The organism is Catellatospora sp. IY07-71, from assembly GCF_018326265.1.
In the GTDB taxonomy this organism is placed as follows: Bacteria; Actinomycetota; Actinomycetes; order Mycobacteriales; family Micromonosporaceae; genus Catellatospora.
This window is the reverse complement of sequence record NZ_AP023360.1, coordinates 1,061,670-1,080,500: the sequence shown is the minus strand read 5'-3', so window position 1 is coordinate 1,080,500 and position 18,831 is coordinate 1,061,670. Positions and strand designations below refer to the sequence as shown.

General features: G+C 71.7%; 15 protein-coding genes, 1 tRNA gene and 1 pseudogene. 7 read left to right on the top strand and 10 right to left on the bottom strand.

Going from position 1 to position 18,831, the window contains the following annotated elements:
• Positions 1-45: 45 nt before the first annotated feature.
• Entirely contained in the window at positions 46-1,437 is a 1,392-nt protein-coding gene (locus CS0771_RS04955) for an aspartate ammonia-lyase (protein WP_212839973.1), read from the bottom strand.
• A gap of 104 nt (positions 1,438-1,541) precedes the next feature.
• Entirely contained in the window at positions 1,542-2,633 is a 1,092-nt protein-coding gene (locus CS0771_RS04950) for an ABC transporter ATP-binding protein (protein ID WP_203756028.1), read from the bottom strand.
• Between the two features lie 263 nt (positions 2,634-2,896).
• Here CS0771_RS04950 and CS0771_RS04945 point away from each other — a divergent pair.
• A tRNA-Thr gene (locus CS0771_RS04945) sits at positions 2,897-2,972 on the top strand.
• A 303-nt stretch (positions 2,973-3,275) separates the two neighbouring features.
• Positions 3,276-3,920, top strand: a complete 645-nt coding sequence (locus CS0771_RS04940; protein WP_212839972.1) for a hypothetical protein — start codon at positions 3,276-3,278, stop codon at positions 3,918-3,920.
• Between the two features lie 509 nt (positions 3,921-4,429).
• Here CS0771_RS04940 and CS0771_RS04935 read toward each other — a convergent pair.
• On the bottom strand, positions 4,430-4,792 hold the full coding sequence (locus tag CS0771_RS04935) for a hypothetical protein (RefSeq protein WP_212839971.1): 363 nt from the start codon (positions 4,790-4,792) through the stop codon (positions 4,430-4,432).
• A gap of 356 nt (positions 4,793-5,148) precedes the next feature.
• Between CS0771_RS04935 and CS0771_RS38540 the strand changes: the two are divergent.
• Positions 5,149-5,271, top strand: a pseudogene (locus CS0771_RS38540) (GntR family transcriptional regulator); the annotation flags it as partial.
• 189 nt (positions 5,272-5,460) lie between these two features.
• Here CS0771_RS38540 and CS0771_RS38535 read toward each other — a convergent pair.
• The 5 genes from CS0771_RS38535 to CS0771_RS04910 all read right to left on the bottom strand — a co-directional run bounded on the left by CS0771_RS38535 (position 5,461) and on the right by CS0771_RS04910 (position 11,271).
• Positions 5,461-6,192, bottom strand: a complete 732-nt coding sequence (locus tag CS0771_RS38535; protein ID WP_244871457.1) for a hypothetical protein — start codon at positions 6,190-6,192, stop codon at positions 5,461-5,463.
• Complete coding sequence (locus tag CS0771_RS04925) at positions 6,185-6,676, bottom strand: SigE family RNA polymerase sigma factor (protein ID WP_244870607.1); 492 nt, start codon at positions 6,674-6,676, stop codon at positions 6,185-6,187. Before CS0771_RS04925 ends, CS0771_RS38535 begins: the two co-directional genes overlap by 8 nt.
• A gap of 85 nt (positions 6,677-6,761) precedes the next feature.
• Positions 6,762-8,786 carry a carboxypeptidase-like regulatory domain-containing protein gene (locus tag CS0771_RS04920; protein ID WP_212839968.1) on the bottom strand — a complete coding sequence of 675 codons (2,025 nt, stop codon included), beginning with the start codon at positions 8,784-8,786 and terminating at the stop codon, positions 6,762-6,764.
• Between the two features lie 91 nt (positions 8,787-8,877).
• Positions 8,878-9,339: a hypothetical protein gene (locus CS0771_RS04915; protein WP_212839967.1), complete on the bottom strand. Its 462-nt coding sequence runs from the start codon at positions 9,337-9,339 to the stop codon at positions 8,878-8,880.
• A 111-nt stretch (positions 9,340-9,450) separates the two neighbouring features.
• Complete coding sequence (locus CS0771_RS04910; RefSeq protein ID WP_212839966.1) at positions 9,451-11,271, bottom strand: hypothetical protein; 1,821 nt, start codon at positions 11,269-11,271, stop codon at positions 9,451-9,453.
• A 165-nt stretch (positions 11,272-11,436) separates the two neighbouring features.
• Here CS0771_RS04910 and CS0771_RS04905 point away from each other — a divergent pair, with 165 nt between their 5' ends.
• Positions 11,437-13,206 carry a TrkA family potassium uptake protein gene (locus CS0771_RS04905; RefSeq protein ID WP_212839965.1) on the top strand — a complete coding sequence of 590 codons (1,770 nt, stop codon included), beginning with the start codon at positions 11,437-11,439 and terminating at the stop codon, positions 13,204-13,206.
• On the opposite strand, the gene CS0771_RS04900 is transcribed toward CS0771_RS04905, so the two are convergent.
• Both CS0771_RS04900 and CS0771_RS04895 read right to left on the bottom strand, forming a co-directional pair.
• Positions 13,124-13,855, bottom strand: coding sequence for a phospholipase A2 (locus tag CS0771_RS04900; protein ID WP_212839964.1), 732 nt, complete (start codon positions 13,853-13,855; stop codon positions 13,124-13,126). The genes CS0771_RS04905 and CS0771_RS04900 overlap by 83 nt on opposite strands.
• A 119-nt stretch (positions 13,856-13,974) precedes the next feature.
• The gene (locus CS0771_RS04895) at positions 13,975-15,243 is read right to left on the bottom strand and encodes a DUF4032 domain-containing protein (protein WP_212839963.1); all 1,269 of its coding nucleotides are present in this window, start codon (positions 15,241-15,243) and stop codon (positions 13,975-13,977) included.
• Positions 15,244-15,365: 122 nt separating this feature from the next.
• Here CS0771_RS04895 and CS0771_RS04890 point away from each other — a divergent pair, with 122 nt between their 5' ends.
• The 3 genes from CS0771_RS04890 to CS0771_RS04880 all read left to right on the top strand — a co-directional run bounded on the left by CS0771_RS04890 (position 15,366) and on the right by CS0771_RS04880 (position 18,830).
• Positions 15,366-16,700 carry a serine protease gene (locus CS0771_RS04890; RefSeq protein WP_212839962.1) on the top strand — a complete coding sequence of 445 codons (1,335 nt, stop codon included), beginning with the start codon at positions 15,366-15,368 and terminating at the stop codon, positions 16,698-16,700.
• A 62-nt stretch (positions 16,701-16,762) separates the two neighbouring features.
• Positions 16,763-17,437: a phosphatase PAP2 family protein gene (locus CS0771_RS04885; protein WP_212839961.1), complete on the top strand. Its 675-nt coding sequence runs from the start codon at positions 16,763-16,765 to the stop codon at positions 17,435-17,437.
• A gap of 175 nt (positions 17,438-17,612) precedes the next feature.
• Complete coding sequence (locus tag CS0771_RS04880; RefSeq protein ID WP_212845618.1) at positions 17,613-18,830, top strand: APC family permease; 1,218 nt, start codon at positions 17,613-17,615, stop codon at positions 18,828-18,830.
• Position 18,831: the final 1 nt, after the last annotated feature.

Genomic DNA, 18,831 nt, shown 5'->3' with positions numbered 1-18,831 from the left:
TTTCAGCAGCACGGCGGGAGCTTCAGTCGTCGATCGCCAGGCCGGTCAGCCGGGCTGGCGGGTCATCGCGAGCACGTCCAGGGCCGCGTCCAGCTCCTGCTCGGTGAGCCTGCCCGCGTCGACGTGGCCCCGCTCGACGACCACCTGGCGGATCGTCTTGTTCTCGGCCAGCGCCTGCTTCGCGACGGCCGCCGCCTCCTCGTAGCCGATGTGCCGGTTCAGCGGGGTGACGATCGAGGGCGAGCCCTCCGCGTACAGGCGGGCCACCTCCTCGTTCGCCTTCAGCCCGACGACGCAGCGGCGCGCGAACAGCCGGCTCGCCCCGGCCAGCAGCGTGATCGACTCCAGCAGGTTGCGGGCGATCAGCGGCAGCATCACGTTGAGCTCGAAGTCGCCCTGCGAGCCCGCGAAGGCCACGGCCGCGTCGTTGCCCATGATCTGCGCGCACACCTGCCGTACCGACTCGCAGATCACCGGGTTCACCTTGCCCGGCATGATCGAGGAGCCCGGCTGCAGGTCGGGGATGCGCAGCTCGGACAGGCCCGCCCGGGGGCCGGAGCCCATCCAGCGGATGTCATTGGCGATCTTGTACAGGCTGACGGCGGCCACCCGCAGCTGACCGGACAGCTCCACCAGCGCGTCGCGGGCCCCGTGCGCCTCGAAGTGGTTCTCCGCCTCCGCCACCGGCAGCCCCGTGTTCGCGGCCAGCCGGCGGTAGACCTCGCGCCGGAACGCGGCGCTCGCGTTCACGCCGGTGCCCACCGCCGTGCCGCCCAGCGGCAGCTCCGCCACGTGCGGCAGCGCCGAGGCGATGCGCTCGGCGGCCCGATGCACCTGGTGGGCGTACCCGGAGAACTCCTGGCCCAGGGTCACCGGCGTCGCGTCCATCAGGTGCGTCCGCCCGGACTTCACCACGTGCGCGAACTCCTCCGACTTGAGCGAGAGCGCGTCCTCCAGCTCCAGCAGCGCCGGGCGCAGGTCGTGCGCCACCAGCCGCAGCGCCGCCAGGTGGATCGCCGAGGGGAACACGTCGTTGCTCGACTGCGATGCGTTCACCTGGTCGTTCGGGTGCACCGGGCGGTCCAGCCGCTGCCCGGCCAGGCGCGCCAGCACCTCGTTCATGTTCATGTTCGTCGACGTGCCCGATCCGGTCTGGAACACGTCCACCGGGAAGTGCGCCGCGAAGTCGCCGTCGGCGACCTGCCGCGCGGCCGACGCGATCGCGCCCGCCGTCTCGCTGTCCAGCGTCCCGGTGGCCGCGTTCGCCTCCGCCGCCGCCTCCTTGATCTGCGCCAAGGCGATGATCAGGGAGTACGGCAGGGGTGTACCCGAAACCGGGAAGTTCTCGATCGCACGCTGGGTCTGCGCGCCCCACAGCGCGTCGGCGGGCACGTGCACCTCGCCCATCGTGTCGTGCTCGACTCGATACTCCGTCATGGCTTCATCCTTACCCGGTTCCGCACGGCAAGGCGAAGATCGGCACGCGAACACGAAGAAGGGGCGGGACCTTTCGGCCCCGCCCCTCGTTGCTGTTGCCTGCGTCAGATACGCACACCCGAGGCGGCGTGGAACGCGTGGTGGCTGCCCACGACCGGCTTCACGAACACGGTGTCACCGAGGTTCGGCATGGCCTGGCGGGACGTGGAGACCACGAACCGCTCCTCGCCACCGTTGATCGCGGCGTGGCCGTACACGTTCGCGTTCGCGCCCAGGTCCTCGACCAGGTCCACGACGATCGGCATGCCGCCCTCGCTCGCGCCCACCAGGTCCGAGTCCTCCGGGCGGAAGCCCACGGTGACCTGGCCGTTGCCGCCCTCGGCCTGCGCCGCGGCGACCTGCTCGCGGGTCAGCGGGAGCACCATCTGGCCGAACACCGCGCCGGCGTCGGTCAGCTGGACCGTCTTGATGTTCATGGCCGGCGAGCCGATGAAGCCCGCGACGAACACGTTCGACGGCTTGTCGTACAGGGCACGCGGGGTGTCGCACTGCTGCAGCACACCGTCGAGCAGCACGGCCACCCGGTGACCCATGGTCATGGCCTCGACCTGGTCGTGCGTGACGTACACCGTGGTGATGCCCAGCTGCGACTGCAGCGTGGCGATCTGCGAACGGGTCTGCACACGCAGCTTCGCGTCGAGGTTCGACAGCGGCTCGTCCATGAGGAAGACCTGCGGCTCACGCACGATGGCGCGGCCCATGGCGACACGCTGGCGCTGACCGCCGGAGAGCGCCTTCGGCTTGCGGTTGAGGTACTCCTCCAGCTGCAGCATCTGCGCGGCCTTCTTGACCCGGACGTCGATCTCCGACTTCGGGGTCTTGCGCAGCTTGAGCGCGAACGCCATGTTCTCGTACACCGTCATGTGCGGGTAGAGGGCGTAGTTCTGGAAGACCATCGCGATGTCCCGCGACTTCGGCGGGAGGTTCGTGACGTCCTTGTCGTTGATGTAGATCGCGCCCTGGTCGACGTCCTCAAGACCGGCCAGCATCCGCAGGCTGGTGGACTTGCCACAGCCGGACGGGCCGACGAGGACGAGGAACTCGCCGTCCTGGATCTGGAGGTCGAGCTGGTCGACGGCGGGGCGGTCGGTGCCCGGGTAGATCCGGGACGCCTTCGCATAGGTGACGGTAGCCACGGGGGTGTGTCCTTCCACCGGCAGGAACGTGCCGGACGATCCGAGTGAAAGTGAAGTGCCGAATACGTATGCACGAACCCGGCGTTCGTCAACCTAGCCCGGCCACGGCGTGTCAGCAAGCCCGTGGATCATCATGTGGAACGCATCTGCCAGGCAAAACGGACTTCATGGTAATGATCGGTACGAAACTCCGGGGAATCCGGTAGGCGCTGGGAGCGTGGGGACGCGTACCATCGCTGGGTACGACCGGCGAGGTCGTGCATGCCGGCCTGGCGCAATTGGTAGCGCACCCGACTTGTAATCGGAAGGTTGCGGGTTCAAGTCCCGCGGTCGGCTCCACCGCTTATCTGAAGACGAGCTGAGCAGGGCTCGCCCGCACGGCAGCGACCTCATATGGCAGTGAAGTAACGCCATATGTCTAGTCCCAGTACCTGCTTGACCGGAGCCCTAGACAAGCGATCGAACTTCTTGTCGAGCGGCAGAGAGCCGGCTACAGACCCCCTTGGGACCTTCCCTTGCTGCTGACCAGCGCCGCTCGGCCAGACGGCGGTGGTTATGGTGTGCGCCATGTTCCGTCGTCGGAGACTTTGGCATCCCGCCGCCACGGCAGTTCTCTGCTGGCCTCTGGGCACTGCTCTAGGTTTGGCGACCGAGCCACTGTGGCAGTCCGGCGGACTCGCTGGCTACCTGCTGGTGCCGCTGACAGTCCTGGCGGTCTACAGCGTGGCGGTATGGCGCTGGCCGTGGCCGTCAGCTGGATTCCAGGTGGTGGCAGGCTCGTTCACCACCACGCCGCGGTGGCCGAACGGCGGGATGTTCATCGCCGGCGGATATCTGGCTGCACCGCACCTGGCTGCAATACCGTCCGGCTCGGGCGCGGCGGATCTTGTAGCCAACCTCGCCGGTGCCGCTTCGATGAGCCTTGTCATCTCGATCATTCCCGCCCTTCGGCCTCGGCTCATACTTACGCCCGCCGGACTGGAGGGGCGCGGGCTCGGCTTCCCGAGCGCGTCTTGGGACGGCATCACCGGCGCCGAACTCGTCGAGGCTGGCCCACGCGTGGGCCGGGGCGTCAGGTTGACTCTGGTCGGGCCAACCCGCCGAGAGCGAACGGAAACGATCCCCCGAGGTTTCGCGGTGGACTACACGTTCCTAACCGCAGCCATCAGGCATTACATCGACCACCCCGAACACCGCACCGCTATCGGCACCGAGGCCGAGCGGCAGCGCCTCCGGTCGGTCGTCGGTGCAGACACTGAGCGTGATAGCGAACCGAGCTGCGCCTGAGTTCGCCACGTAGCCCAGCAGCTGTCAAGCAGCTACTGGGACGCCGATGTCAAGCATCTACCGGGACAGCACACAGAAGTAACGCCATAGGTCTGTCGAAACTTTCTCTACGAGGGTCAAGGCGCAAGCGGGCGGCCGCGTGTGCGACCGCCCGCCCGCGAGCGGCTCGCGCCGGGGTCTTCGGGAAGGCCAGCCGACACGCCAGCTTGCGGCGCGCCGACCTGGACCAGACCCCAAGCAGCGGAAGCCACACCTCGCCAGGAACCGATCGCTACCGGCCGAAGCAGGAAGCGCCATGTCGGCGCTTGATCAGCGCGCTAGTTCATTGACGATGGGCCGAGCGACCGGCGGGCGAACCCGCTTCGGCTTGGTGGCCATGTCAGCTCCTCCCGAATGCGACTACGGCGAATACGGCCGCGATTAGGTGCAGTGTTACGGCGATGATGAGTGCAGCGGTCACGCCTGCACCTGCCCACGTGGTAGCCAGGCCAACTTCCGACCGCATGTGATCATTGTGGCGCCCCCAGCTTCAGCGGCTGGCCGGTGCAGCCGGACAGGATGTCTGCGCCGGCCGCCAACAGCATCGACAAATCCCGGGCTGCCTGCGCGGGCAGTTCGTAGACGTCGCCGCTGCCGCTGTCCTGCGAGTCGGTCACCTCGACCGCAATTCGGGGTCCGCTACCCAGTCCAACATCGACGATTTCCACTGTGAGGGTCAGGGTGGGGCCGTAGCTGATCTCGCCGACGTGTGCCGAGTGCACCGGCCAGTGGTCAGGGTGCGCGAGTTCGCACCAAGTGGGGTGTACTGCGGGCACTGCCTGCTCCAGGTTGGACAGCAGGTTGACGACCTGCTTTTGGTCTCGATGTGACACTGGTCGACCTCCGTTCTGCGCGAGGGAATGTGCACCCAAGATCGCTAACCGAGCATCCGCAGTGATGTCTCACCTAGGTCGCCACGCTGAGTTGGTGGCATAGGCGGCATCGCCGCCAGGCTCTGGCTGCTAGCTGTAGCCCCGTCGCGCCGTCACTTTGGCCAGCGCGACGGGGCCTCATGCCCGGGTGGGCCGGGGTGCGATCCGGCCACCCGCGGAGCCCTCAAAGCGCCAACCCCGAGGACCCCGATAGAACTTATCTCAGCTATCTAACTTATATCAAGAGGTGCGTCATGCTCTGGTGGTGATCTGAGTGAGTGCGCTTGACTTGGGGTACGCCAACCCGAGGATCTGCCATGCCCGTGCCCATGAGCTCGACCGAGATCGCCGCAGACATCGCCGCCCGGATCAAGACCGGCGAGTACCCGCCGGGTTCGCGGCTGCCCTCGTACTCACAGCTGACCGAGATCTACGCGCCGGTGTCTGTTGCGACGATCGCCCGGGTCATTCGGGACCTGCGCATCCAGGGCGTGGTGGTGGGTTCGCCTGGGCCGTGGGGTGTACGTGCCGGAGGAGTAGCGCCCAGGCTGAAGCCCAGGACCCGGCCAGCTTGCACGACCGTCCGGGTCCAACCGCCCCAGCGTGGAATGCAGGCTCCGCCGCCCCCGTCACGCCTCTGGGCACTCCGAGCTGAAGTATCTCCCCAGCATGACCCCGCCCCGTCCCGACCAGTACGAACCCGCGTTGCCATACGTCACCGACGTCGGCAGGGTCGCCGGCACGGAGAGGGAGCCACGCACCACGTGCTCGCTGTATCCACAGCCTTCCGGCGGTTGCAGCGGCGAAAATGACACGCTCGGCTTCGCATGACTGAGCGTGTACGAGACGGACCGGTACTTGACGCGGGTGCCGTCGGCCGCCGTCCGGTAGGTGACCCAGAAGAACCGGACCGTCGCGTTCGCGCACGCGGGCGAGGCCCACATCTCGTCCTCGGCGACGCTCACCTCACCGACGTCGCCGTACACGTTGGGCGTGCAGGTGCGAGCCGCGGCCGGCGACTTGCTCGGCCGGGGCTTCGGGCTGCCGCTGGGGCTGGTCCGGCTCGGCGAGGCGATCGGCTGCTGCGGCTGCGCGGTGGCGCTCGGCGACGGGGACGCGCTCGGCGAGGCCGACGTGCCCGGCGTCGCCGTCGCGACCGGGTGCGGTGTCGTATCGAACGGCTTCCACAGGGTGAACGGCGAGACCAGGAGCACCGCCGCCACCGCGAGCACCGCGGCCCGCCGCGCGCGTCGGCGGCGCACCCGCGTGATCAGGGCGGGGATGCCGGGCGGCGGGGAGGCGGCCGCGGACGCCGCCGCGAGGTCGTCGAACCGTGCCGCGAACGGATCACGTTCAGCCACGGGACACCTCCTCCGACGTCTCCAGGTGTACGGCGAGGGCCGTACGCGCTCGGTGCAGCCAGGACTTCACGGTGCCCTCGGCGGCGCCGGTGAAGTCGGCGATCTCGGTGATGCTCAGCCCGCTCATGTAGTGCATGACCACGACCTGCCGCTGCTTGGCGGGCAGCAGCCGCAGCGCGCGGATCAGGTCCACGTTGGCCGCGTCCGGGCCGGGTATGTCGTCGGCGACCAGGTCGCGCCGCCAGTGCATGACCCGGCGCACCTGCCGCCAGCGGCTGATCGCGAGGTTCCAGGCGACGCGGCGCACCCAGGCTGCCGGGTCGTCGTACGCGGCGATGCGCTCCCAGCGGGGATAGGCCCGGCTGAACGCCTCCTGGACCAGGTCCTGCGCCTCGGCGAGGTCTCCGGTGAACGCGTGGAGCTGCGCCGCGAGCCGGCCGAACGTCGCGGCGTAGAACTCGGCGAAGTCCGGTGGGGCGGTCAAGCGAAGACTCCGATCATGGACGGGGGCGCCTGAGTGTAGAGGAGGCGGCCCCACGTCCGTGATCGTCATAGCCCCTGGTCGCCGGTCACGGCTTCACGAGGGCGAGCCGCGCGGCCGTAGGCGTGCCCCACCGTGCCGCGGCCGTCCCTGCCGCCCGGACCGCCCCCGTGACGGCCGAACGGAACATGGGGCCGACCGCGACGGGCGTGCCCGTGGCGGCGACGGGCGTGAGCAGCCGTGGCGGCTGGTCCGCGCAGTTCTGTGCCGATAGCGTGATCGTCTGCGCGCCGGGGCGGGGCTCGATCACGTACGGGTTGCGCAGCCGCACCGCACCGCCGCGCGGCGTGGGGCCGTGCTGGCGGTACCAGCATCGGCGCTCGCCCAGCGAGAAGCTCACGAACACCGGCGCGGCCACCGCCGCAGGCTCGACGTCGCCGCTGTACGCGTTGTAGACGGTCACGTCGGTCGCCGCCGTGGTGAAGGTGATCCGGCTCGCCTTCTTGACCTCGAGGTCGAAGGCACCCGGCAGGGTGAACGCGCGCGCCGGGATCAGTTCCGCCCGCAGGCGGTCACTTACCCCGCCCGACCACATGGACGCGTATTCCTCGCCGGTGAAGTAAACCGGCCACCGGTAGGGGCCCAGCATGTCGAGACGGAACAGGTGGGCGCGGTGTTCTCCCGTGCAGCGCTCGTCGCGCCGGTAGGGGGCCTCGTCGTGGAAGGCGCGGGCCAGATACGGCGAGGCGGGGAAAGGCTGTATGCATCCGAAGGCCGGCTGCTGCGCCGCCGGATCCCAGGCCGCCCCCTGGATGGTGGCGTCTTCGTCCATCGTGATCGGGTCGAGGAGGTTGTGGCCGTGCCGGAGCGCGAAGACCTTCGCCAGGCGCTGGTCGCCGACACCGCCGTCCGGTCCGACCCACTGGGCGCCGTAGCCGCCCGTCCAGTTCTCGGGGCTGACGAAGAGCTGCAGCGGGTGCAGCGGGTAGGGGCCCATGCGGATCGGCTCGGCCCCGACGCAGGTGACGGTGCCCGACACGTAGCGCTTGTCCACCGGCGCGTGCCAGGGCAGCACCGGCACGGGGTGCAGGCAGCCCTGGGGCATCGAGTTCTGGTCGGGCCCGCGGACCCCGGCGGCCAGGTAGGCGGCCGGCGGCAGGTCCAGGGTCGCCGTCGTCGTGCCGCCGGCCGCCACGTGCACCGGGGTGCTCGCGCTGAAGTACGGCCGGTCGGTGAGGTGGAAGAAGTTGAGGCTGCGGTCGATCCAGCTACCCGGCTCGGTGGTCTCGCCACCCGCGGTCAGCGACAAGTCGCCGGCTCTGACGAGCAGCCGGTGCTCGCCGTCGGTGGCGCAGACGTAGTAGGTCATGGACGGGCAGCTGCTGCGCACGGGCGCTTTGGTCACCTGGTCGCGCACCTTGAGCACCACCACGCCGACCGGCTCGGCAGCCTGCCAGTCGTAGGTGGTGTCCGCGCCGGCGGCGACCACGACCGGCGCCGCGGGCGCGAACGAGCCGATGGCGACCTTGAACTGGCCCGGCGGCACGTTGCCGACGCGGTACCGGCCGTCGGCATCCGTGACCGCCAGCGACGACCAGGGGAAACCGTCCAGCGGCTTGCGCATGATCTCGACGGTGGCCCCGGCGATCGGTCCGCCCGCCTGGTCCGTCAGCCGGCCGGTCACGCCGCCCGCACCGCCGGGCGTCAGGTAGAGCAGGTCGGGACTGCTGTAGCTGGAGAGGTACCGCGTCGCGCGGTACCGCACGGCGAGGCTCTTGTCGCCGACGGTCGGCGCCCAGACGTCGGCGTGGCCGGGCGCGGTGGCGTGCAGCCGGAACGGCACCCCTTCCGGCAGGGTCAGGTCATAGTTTCCGGTGCTGTCGCCGCAGCGCTGAGCGAGCACCGAGTCGTCGTCGGCGTACGCCGTCACGCAGGCGCCCGGAAGGCTGCCCGTCGGGAACTGGCCCTTGCCGTTGAACTTGCCGAGCCGCAACGGGAACAGCACCCCGTCGTCGGCCGCCGCCGTCGCGCCCGTCTCGAACGGCGCTGTCATCAGCGCGCCGAGCAGCGCCGCCGCGGTCAGCGCGGCGAGCCCCCGTATGGATCCCCGCATCCTCGTCTCCCTGGTCTGGTCGAGTTCCGGGAGGGACACGCCGGCCGCGGGCGGAGGTTGCAGCTGTACGCGGAAATTCTTCGCGCCCGCTTCAGCCTGCCTGGCGGCGGTGCTCGTCGAGGCGTTCCACCAGGGCGACCATCTTCTCGAACGGAAGGCGGACGGCCGGGGTGAACAGGTTGCGGCTGACGCCCACGTGGGTGCGGAACTCGCCGCCGTCGTTGAGCTCGATCCACAGCACGCGCTTGTCGCCGAGGGAGCCGTCCTCGTGCCGGATGGTGAAGGCGCGCACCTCGCGCAGCGGGATCGCCGTTCGCGCCAGCGGGAACCGCAGCACCACGCGATCCCCGACCAGGTACACCCCCTGCTGCACGCCGAGGTAGCACGCGCCGCCGAGCAGCACGAGCGCGATGAGCATCGGGTCGGTGTACCGCCCGTCGCGGATCGCCTCGACGAAGAGGATCACGCAGATGACGAGCCCGACGAGGTAGAGCGGCCCGAGGGCGGGCAGCGGGGTGAGCCGGTGCGAGCGGCTTACGGCAAGGGGAGCCACGCAGCGCATTGTGCGCGGCCGGACGCCCGGCTGTCAGCCCCGGATCCTCGGAATGAGCGAAGCTCCCGCCGACAGCATGGCGGGAGCTTCGCTCAAGTGAGGCGCTGCCGATCAGCCCAGCGGGAGCAGCCCGGCGGCCGTGCCGACCACGGGCAGGTTGCGCAGGACCTCCATGGAGGTGCCCATGTCGCCGAGGATGGGCAGGCTGCTGACGAGCGGCAGCCCGCCCAGCAGGTCACCCACCAGCGGCAGGCCGCCACCGGCGCCGCCGGTCAGCGAGCCGAGCAGGGGCAGGTCACCCAGACCGGGCAGCGGGGCCGCCTCGGTGGCCGACTCGGCGTACTCCGCGTCCTCACCGGCGACCGGGCGCTCGGTGGCGCGGTGGCGCCCGACGTGCGGCTGGGCGGCGACCATGGCGGGCGCCGGCAGCGTCTGGGCGACGGGCAGCGCGGTGCCGACGACCGGCTCGCGGTTGAGCAGGTTGGCGCCGCGGCCGGGGTTCAGGCCGGACAGGTTGCCGGTGACCTTGCCGAGGGCGTCGCCGACGATCGGGACGGAGCCGACGATGGGCAGCGAGCTGCCGGGCTTGCCGCCCTGCACGATGCCGCTGCTGAGCATGCCGCCGACGATGGGCAGCTTGGTCACGGTGTCGAGGCCGAGCTTGCCGTTGACGACGTCGCGTACGCCGGGGAGCTGCTTGGCGATGTCACCGACGACGAGGACGCCGTCCAGCGGGCCGCCGTTGCCGAGCACGTCGCCGACGAGCGGCAGCTTGTCGACGATGGGCAGGCCCTCGGCCGGTCCGGCCTCGGTGGCGCCGATGTCGGTGGCGGCGAGCAGGTCGTCGATGCTGCTGTTCTTGCCCATCGCGTCGGCGATGAGGGCCGGCACGATCTGCGAGGTGGCGTCGGCGACCTGCGCGGACAGGCCGGGGTCGAGCGTGACGCCCTGCGCGTCGGCCGGGTCGAGCGCGGCGGTGTCCACCAGCGGGTCGATGACGGCCTGCCGCATGACCTGGTCGACGGGCAGGTCGCCGGGCGTGTCCAGCCAGTCGCCGAAGTGGTCCTGGCTGATGTCGCCCAGCGGGCGCGGTGCGGGGGCGGGCGCGTTGTTGCGCTCGCCGGCCAGGCCGCCGGTGAGGCTGTCCGTGAGGCCGCCGGTGAGCCCGTCGAGCGGGCTGCCGGCCTTGTCCCCGCCGGTGAGCCCGCCGGTCAGGCCACCGAGGGCGCTCAGCGGGCTGGAGTCGCCGCCGGTCAGGCCGCCCAGGGCGCCGAGCGGGCTGTCGCCGCCGGTGAGCCCGCCGGTCAGGCCGCCGAGCGGGCTGGCGTCGCCGCCGAGCAGGCCGCTGGTCAGGCCGCCGACGGTGCCGTTGCCGTCGGCACCGATCAGGCCGTTGGCGAGCCCGCCGATGGGGCCGTTGCTGAGGCCGGCGATGGGGCTGCCGCCGGGGGTGCCGCCGAGCAGGCCGCCGAGCGGGCCGCTGGACAGCATGTCGAGGCCGGGCAGGGGCAGCGCCTCCACGCGGCCGGACTCCGCGGTGACGCCGGTGAGCAGGCTGGTCGCGCTGCTGAGCAGGTTGGTCCGCGGCGCCATGTCGGACAGGCGCGGGAGCTTCCCGGCGAGCGAGATGTCCTGGATGCCGGGCGCGTGCGCGGTGATGCCGACGTTGCCCGCGCCGCGGGTGATGGCGAGCGGGCCGTCGGCGACCAGGCCGGCGCTCACCCGGGTGTCGGGCGTGTCCAGCGACAGGCCCAGGTCGTGCAGGCCGCCCGTCGGGGAGAAGAGGTCGGCCACCAGCCCTCGCATGGCCTGGGGATCGGCGGTCGGCTTGGCCTCGGCGAGACCTTCAGCGTGCGCGACGCCATTGCCCAGAAGCATGACGCCGCTCGCCACGCCTACGGCGCCGACGGCACGGTAGAACCACTTGTTCATGTCCATCCATTCGATTGCTGACCGGGGCGCCCGTTGGAGCAGGGCGCTGTTTGGTGCATTCGTCGGAAGGAGCAACGACCAAATGGGGCATATCGTCGCGGGAAAGGCACGGACGACGATCCCTCAAGGGTGGTTCGAGTGGTGCGCGGTCGATAGCATCCGGGCGTGCTCACCCCCTCCTCGGTAGTGGCCAACCTCCGCCGTGCCCGCAACAACCACTTCGTCGTCAACGGCGCCGACGGCCTGGCGTATCGGCTGGCCGAACAGCTGACCACCCGCTACGGCGTGGACGTCGTCGTGCTGATGACGCCCGACCAGAAGCGCGACGCGCGCGACTTCGGCGAGCTGCCGCGGGTGCGCGTGGTGGTCGCGGACCGGGTCGACGAGCGGGCGCTGGCCAAGGCGGATCTGGCCACCGCGCTCGGGCTGGCGCTGGCCGTGCAGGACGACGTCGGCAACATCCACGTCGCGCTGCAGGCCCGCGAGCTGGTGCCGGGGCTGCGGCTGGTGGTCCGGATGTACAACTCGCACCTCGGCCGGGGCATCGAGGAGCTGCTCGGCAACGCGCGGGTGCTGTCCGACGCCGAGATCGCCTCACCGGCCCTGGTCGCCCTCGCGCTGGACGAGGTCAACGCGGCCCCGCTGCCGGTCGGCGGGCGGACGCTGGTGGTGGCCCGGCGGGCCGAGGTGTCTCCCGACGACGTGGTGTGCGGGCTGGTGGACACGACCACCGGCGGCACCGCGCCCGACCTGCTGCCCGCCGACCCGGGCCGGGCGGACCTGGTGCTGGCCGAGGCGCGGGTGACCTCCTCGGTGGAGGAGACGGTGGTGTCGGTCGCCCGCACGGTGCAGCGCAGCGCCCGCCGGTGGCGCCTGTCGGCGGTCGTGGACACCGCGCGGACCCTGGTCTCGCGGCAGTTCCGCATCGCCGTGGCGGTCGTGCTGCTGATCCTCGTCGGGGCGGGCTTCGCCTTCGCGCGTACGCAGGCCGAGGAGGTGCACTCCTTCTGGGACGGGGTGTACGTCGTGCTCGTCAACGCGCTCGGCGGCCCGCAGCTCAACGCCGACCTGCCCGGCTGGCAGCAGGTGCTGCAGCTCATGGTGTCGCTGGCGGGCGTGGCGCTGGTGCCGCTGGTCACCGCGATGGTGGTCGAGGGCCTGGTCAACGCGCGGCTCGCGGTGGCGCAGGGCCGGCTGAGCCTGCCCGAGAGCGACCACGTGGTGCTGGTCGGCCTCGGCAACGTGGGCACCCGGGTGCTGCGCCTGCTCTACGACCGGGACGTGCCGCTGGTCGCGATCGACGTCAACGAGAAGGCGCGCGGCGTGCCGCTGGCCCGCGAGCTGGGCATCCCGCTGATCATCGGCGACGCGAGCCGGGAGAGTACGCTGCGCGCGGCGCACGTGCAGGACTGCCGCGCGCTGATGGCGCTGGCCAGCAACGACGTCATCAACCTGGAGGCGGCGCTGCACGGCCGCAACCTCAAGCCGCAGCTGCGGGTGCTGGTCCGGCTGTTCGACGGCGACCTGGCCGCGCGGGTGCGTAAGACGTTCAGCATCCGCTTCACCCGGAGCGTGTCGTATCTGGCCGCGCCCGCCTTCGCGGAGGCGCTCATGGAACGCGAGGTGATCGGCACCATCTCGGTCGAGCGGCGGGTGCTGCTGGTCGCCGAGGTGGTGGTCGGTCCCGGCTCGGCGCTGGACGGGCAGCGCGTCGCGGTCGTCGACGCGGCCGGTGCGGTGCGCGCCGTCGCGCTGGCCGAGTTCGGCGAGCCCCGGCCGCTGTGGCGGCCCGCGCCCAACCGGACCCTCAAGGCCCGCGACCGGATCACGGTGGTGGCCACCCGGGACGGGCTCAGCCGGCTGATGCGCCAGGCAGCCGGAACCGGAGACGACGTGGACCCGGTCGCCGAGGGAGCAGGCGCCGCCGCGCCGTGACCACGCAGCCGCCGCCGGTCAGGGTCAGCAGCACCAGGCCGGCGGTGCGCGGCAGCCCGGAGGTGTCCACCGGCGGCCCGGACACCTGCCGCCAGGAGTTGAAGCCGACTCCCGCCGCGAACAGCGCCACGGTCGCGTCGCAGCTGGCCGGGGCCGAGCCGGCCCGGCACTGCACCCGCAGGTCGTGGTCGAGCAGCGTGTCGATCTCGGCGCGCGCGGAGGCGTCCAGCGGCGCGCCCCGGCGCTCGGCGTAGCGCAGCAGGTCGTAGCCGAAGTCGTGGGCCTGGCAGGGCACCGCGAAGTCGAACGGGCGGCCCTCGCCGGGCACCGAGCAGGAGCCCTTCGGGTTGATCACGCGTACCGAGCCGTCGGCCAGGCGCGCGGTGCTCGGCTCATACCGCATGACCCGGGGGAAGTCCGCCGGGACCGCGGCGAGGTCGCCGCTGGTCAGAGCCCGGATGGTATGGGTCGCGGCCACGTCGGGCGGGGTCTGCGCGTTGCCTGGCGCGGCCAGGGTGAGCGCGGCGGCGACGCCGACGCCGAGCACCAGCAGGGAACGCAGCCAGCCCGGCAGCGGGCCGCGGGACAGGGTCCCGGCACGCTGGGCGGTGAGCCGGGCAGGGGTGGCCCGGCGCCTCCGTGACCGCATCGTCGCGATCCCTTCGCTGCCTGCGGCCCGGCGGGGTTACCCGCGCCCCAGGAAAGGCGCGCCCGGACCGGGCGGCCACGCTACCTGCAGTTTTGCGGATCGCCCAGCGCCCGGACGGGTTACACCGGGTCGAGGTCGGCGTCCTCGTCGGGGATCAGGTCGGGGTCGAGGTCGTCGTCGGGGTCGAAGCCGAGCACCGCCTGCTCGTCCGGGCGGTGGACCAGCACGGTGCTGAGGAACGACTGCACGGCCGGGGCGAGGCCCACGTCGCGGCCGGCGGTCTCGCTCAGCGCCCAGCGGTGCTCGATGATCTGCACGAACAGCTCCGGCGGCTCCAGCTTGCCGCGCAGGTGCGGCGGCACGGCCCGGATCACCGGCGCGAACACCTCGGTCAGCCAGCGGTGCGCGGCCTGGGCCTCGTCGGGCAGGTCCTCGGACTCGGCCCGGTACGCGTCGAGGTCGTTGAGCAGGGCGCGGGCCTGGTTCTCCTCGGCGTCGAGGCCGGTGAGGCGGAGCAGGCGGCGGGTGTGGTGGCCGGCGTCGACGACCTTCGGGCGCAGCATGATGCTGCGGTGGCCGCCCTCCTCGACGACCGACATCGACACCTCCTCGACGTCGAAGCCCAGCTCGTTGAGGCGGCGGATGCGCTTGTCCATCTGCCGGCGGGTGTCGGCCTCGACCTCCTGCTCGTGGGTCAGCTCGTGCCAGAGCACCTCGTAGCGGCGCACCACCTCGTCGGAGACGTGCTCCGGGTCGATGCCCTCGTGCAGCAGGCCCGCGGCCTGCAGGTCGAGCGCCTCGCCGAAGATGTTGGTGCGCGCGATCTCCAGGTCCTCGCCGCGCTGGCCGGGGGACAGCCGCAGGTGGAGCTGGCCCGTCTCGGCGTCGACCAGGTACGCCGCGAAGGCGCCCGCGTCGCGGCGGAACAGGGTGTTGGACAGCGAGCAGTCGCCCCAGAAGAAGCCGAGCAGGTGCATGCGTACCAGCAGCGCGGCGAGCGCGTCCAGCAGCCGGTTCATCGTCTCGGGGCGCAGCGTGTGGGAGAACAGCGCCCGGTACGGCAGGGAGAACTGCAGGTGCCGGGTGACCAGCACCGGCTCCAGGTGCTCGCCGTCGGCGGCGACCCGGTCGGCGACGATGGCGACCGCCTCGACAGCGGGGGCGTCGATGCGTTCCAGCGCGCGGAGCAGGTCGTACTCCCGCTCGGCGATCTTCTCGCGGGTCTCCTTCACCGCGTACACAGTGCCCTGGAGCTTCACGAAGCGGACGACGTGCCGGGAGATGCCCTGGGGCAGCGCGACGAGATGGTCGGCAGGCCACTCTTCCAGTGGCGTGGACCAGGGGAGGTCGAGCAGAGCCGGGTCGACGAGGGCAGAGGTGATCCGCACGCGAACAGCCTACGGATTCGCGCCAGCGGACCCGGCATCCCCTTTTCGGCCGAGGCACCGGCCACAGTGTTGCGTCGTTGCACGTAGGGAGCTTGTCCAGGATTGATCAGGAGGCTGGTCGCATGCGCCGTACGGTCGCGCTGGTGATGGGAATCTCTGCCGCACTCGCTCTGGCCACCACGGCGGGTGCCGCGGTGCTCGGCGACCGGACCCCCGCGCCCGCGTCCGCGCCGGCCGAGTCGCGCGAGCTCGCGACCGCATTGCAGGGGGCGTCGCCAGCCGAGGCCGGGACCGGTGCGCGGGCCGCGACGGTGGAGGCTGCCGGCAAGGCCGACGGCACCGTGCGCAAGCCGGGCCGGGCCGAGGCGGGCCGGGTCGAGGCGGCGCACGCCGTGCTCGGCTACCTGGGCGCCGACCACACCGCGACCCTGCGCCACCCCGGCGCCGAGTACGTCAAGGTGCACTTCGCGCAGCTCCTGCTGCTGCCCGGCGACTACCTGACGGTCAGCGACCCGAAGCGCACCGAGGTGCACCGCATCGACGGCGACCCGGTCGGCACGGTGCTCGGCGGCGCGGGCCGCTGGGCCATGTCGGTCACCGGCGACACCGCGGTCGTCGAGCTGCACAGCGGCAACCTCGACCTGCTCGGGCTGAGCGGCACGGTCGCGCAGCTCGGCGTGGTGATCGACAAGATCAGCCGGGGGTACACCGAGGCGGAGCGTGGCGCGGCCTCCGACGCGTACCAGAGAGAAAAGCGCGCGGCCGCCACCGGCGGGCGGGAGGAGAGCATCTGCGGCTCCGACCAGAAGGCCGACGCGGTCTGCTACCGCAGCTCGGACCCGGTGGTCTACCGGCGCTCCAAGGCGGTGGCCCGGATGCTCATCGGCGGCGTCGAGCTGTGCACCGCCTGGCGGGTCGGCCCGAAGAACCTGCTGCTCACCAACAATCACTGCGTCGCCGACAAGAACGAGACCGCCGACGTCGAGGTGTGGTTCAACTACCAGTGCGCCGAGTGCGGCGGCTACGAGGTGTTCCGGCCCACCAAGGTGTGGCTGAGCGAGCTGATCGCCACCGACCGCACCCTCGACTTCAGCCTGTTCTCGGTGACCGACTTCGCGCTGGTGGAGAAGTTCGGCTACCTGGAGCTGGACCTGCGCCGCCCGGAGAAGGGCGAGGAGCTGTACATCCCGCAGCACCCCGCCGGGGCGCCCGCGATGGTGGCGGTCAGCAGCGACCGGGACCGGGCCGGCAACTGCGCGGTGGAGAGCAACGCCTACGACGGGTACGCCGACGACACCGACATCTCCTACTACTGCGACACCGAGGGCGGCTCGTCCGGCTCGCCGGTGCTGTCCCGCAGGACGAACAAGGTCATCGCGCTGCACCACTTCGGCGGCTGCCCCAACTCGGGGGTACGCCTGGAGCTGATCAGCAAGAAGCTCGCCGACCTGCGGTGAGCGCTGTGGAGATCGGGTGAAGGCCGCGGGCCGCCGCGCCCCCGGTCAGGCATAGTGGGCCGGTGCGGATTCCGACCCGGCGGCTGAGCCGCTTCGACAGCTGGTGGTGGGACGCCGCGCTGCTCGCGGTGCTGGTGCTGGTCACCGTGCTCGCGGCGCGCGGGGTCACGGCGAGCCTCGACCTCGGGGTGGCCTCGTGGGTGGAGGCCCACCGGCCGGAGTGGGTGTACTGGATCGCGCGGGTGCTGAACTACCTGGGCCAGGGCTGGCTGGTGATGTGGATCCTCACCGGCGGGCTGACGGTGACCCTGCTCATCCGGACCCGGGACCTGCGGGTGCTGCTGCCCGGGGTGATGGGGTTCCTGCTGACGTACCTCACCATCGGGCCGCTGAAGCTGTGGACGCACCGGGACGCGCCGAGCAGCGCCCTGCCCAACGCGGTCGAGTTCTTCAACCCGCTGGCGGTGAACTACTCGAACTCGTACCCGTCCGGGCACGTGGTCAACGCCATCGTCTGGTGGGGCGTCATCGTCATCCTGGCCTCGCGGCTGTTCCGGCTCTCGCCCACGCTGGTGCGCTGGATGCGGGTCGCGCCGCCGGTGATCGTGCTCTGCACGACGACGTACCTGTCGCACCACTGGCTCACCGACGGGATCGCCGCGCTCGCCCTCGGCCTGCTCCTCGACCGCCTCATCCACCGCGTCGACTGGGACGCGATCCTCCCGCCCCGCCGCTGACCGGGGCTCCGCGCGTGTGGCCCGCAGTTTCGGGGAAACTGCGGGAACGTGGCCGCGGATTCGTGCGGTTTCCCGGAAACTGCACCCTGCGGGGCGAAGGTGCCCCTGGTGTACACCGGGCGTTAAGGAGGTGCCCTTCCGTTCTTCGCGCGGGGCGGGCTAGCCTGCGGGCGTGATCTCGACGTTGGCGCGGCGGCTGGGGTTCGGGGACGCCGTGGTCATCGGGCTGGGCGCGATGCTCGGCGCGGGCGTGTTCGTGGTGTGGGGGCCCGCTGCGGCCGCCGCCGGGACCGCCGGTGCGCTGCTGCTCGGGCTCGGCATCGCGGCGTTCGTGGCGGCGTGCAACGCGGCCAGCTCCGCGCGGCTGGCAGCCCGCTACCCGGAGTCCGGCGGCACGTACGTGTACGGGCGGGAGCGGCTGGGCGCGTTCACCGGGTTCCTCGCGGGGTGGGCGTTCGTCATCGGCAAGACCGCGAGCTGCGCCGCGATGGCGCTGACCATCGGGTACTACCTGTGGCCGGGGCAGGCCCGGGTGCTCGCGGTCACGGCCGTCGTCGTGCTGACCGCCGTCAACATCCGGGGCGTGACCAAGACCGCCCTGGCCACCCGGATCCTGGTCGCGGTGACGCTGGCGGTGCTCGCCACGGCCGTCGTCGCGGGGCTGGCCGGTGGCGGTGCGCCCGAGGCGGGCGCGGCCGGGCCCGCCGGGCCGTTCGGCGCGGCCGGGCTGCTGTTCTTCGCGTTCGCCGGGTACGCCCGCATCGCCACGCTGGGCGAGGAGGTGCGCGATCCGGCGCGGACCATCCCGCGGGCGGTGCCCGTCGCGCTCGGCATCGTGCTGGTGGTGTACTTCGCCGTTGCGGTGACCTGCCTGAGCGTGCTCGGCATGCCGGCGCTCGCCCGGTCCGCCGCGCCGCTCGCCGACGTGGTGCGCGCCGCCGGGCTGCCGCAGTTCGCACCGGCGGTGCGGGTCGGGGCCGGGATCGCGGTGTGCGGGGTGCTGCTGAGCCTGCTCGCCGGGGTCGGGCGCACCGTGCTGGCCATGGCCCGCCGGGCCGACCTGCCGAAACGGCTGGAAGCGGTGCACCCGGCGTACGCCACGCCGTGGCTGGCCGAGCTGACCGTCGCCGTGGTGATCATCGTGGTGGTGCTGGCCGCGGACGTACGCGGCGCGATCGGCTTCTCCAGCGTCGCGGTGCTGACCTACTACGCGATCACCAACGCGGCCGCGTGGACCCTCGGCGGCCCGCGCCACCTGCGCGCCGTCGCGGCGCTCGGGCTGGTCGGCTGCGTCGTGCTCGCGATGACCCTGCCCGAGCCGACGGTGCTCGCCGGGGCCGGGATGCTCGGCCTGGGCGTGCTCGCCTACGTGATCCACCGCCGCAAGGGCTGAC

Excerpts from the sequence above, each read along its gene's own strand:
- CS0771_RS04900 (WP_212839964.1), bottom strand. The coding sequence starts at position 13,855 with ATGCGGTCACGGAGGCGCCGGGCCACCCCTGCCCGGCTCACCGCCCAG.
- CS0771_RS04920 (WP_212839968.1), bottom strand. The coding sequence starts at position 8,786 with ATGCGGGGATCCATACGGGGGCTCGCCGCGCTGACCGCGGCGGCGCTG.
- CS0771_RS04890 (WP_212839962.1), top strand. The coding sequence starts at position 15,366 with ATGCGCCGTACGGTCGCGCTGGTGATGGGAATCTCTGCCGCACTCGCT.
- CS0771_RS04910 (WP_212839966.1), bottom strand. The coding sequence starts at position 11,271 with ATGAACAAGTGGTTCTACCGTGCCGTCGGCGCCGTAGGCGTGGCGAGC.
- CS0771_RS04955 (WP_212839973.1), bottom strand. The coding sequence starts at position 1,437 with ATGACGGAGTATCGAGTCGAGCACGACACGATGGGCGAGGTGCACGTG.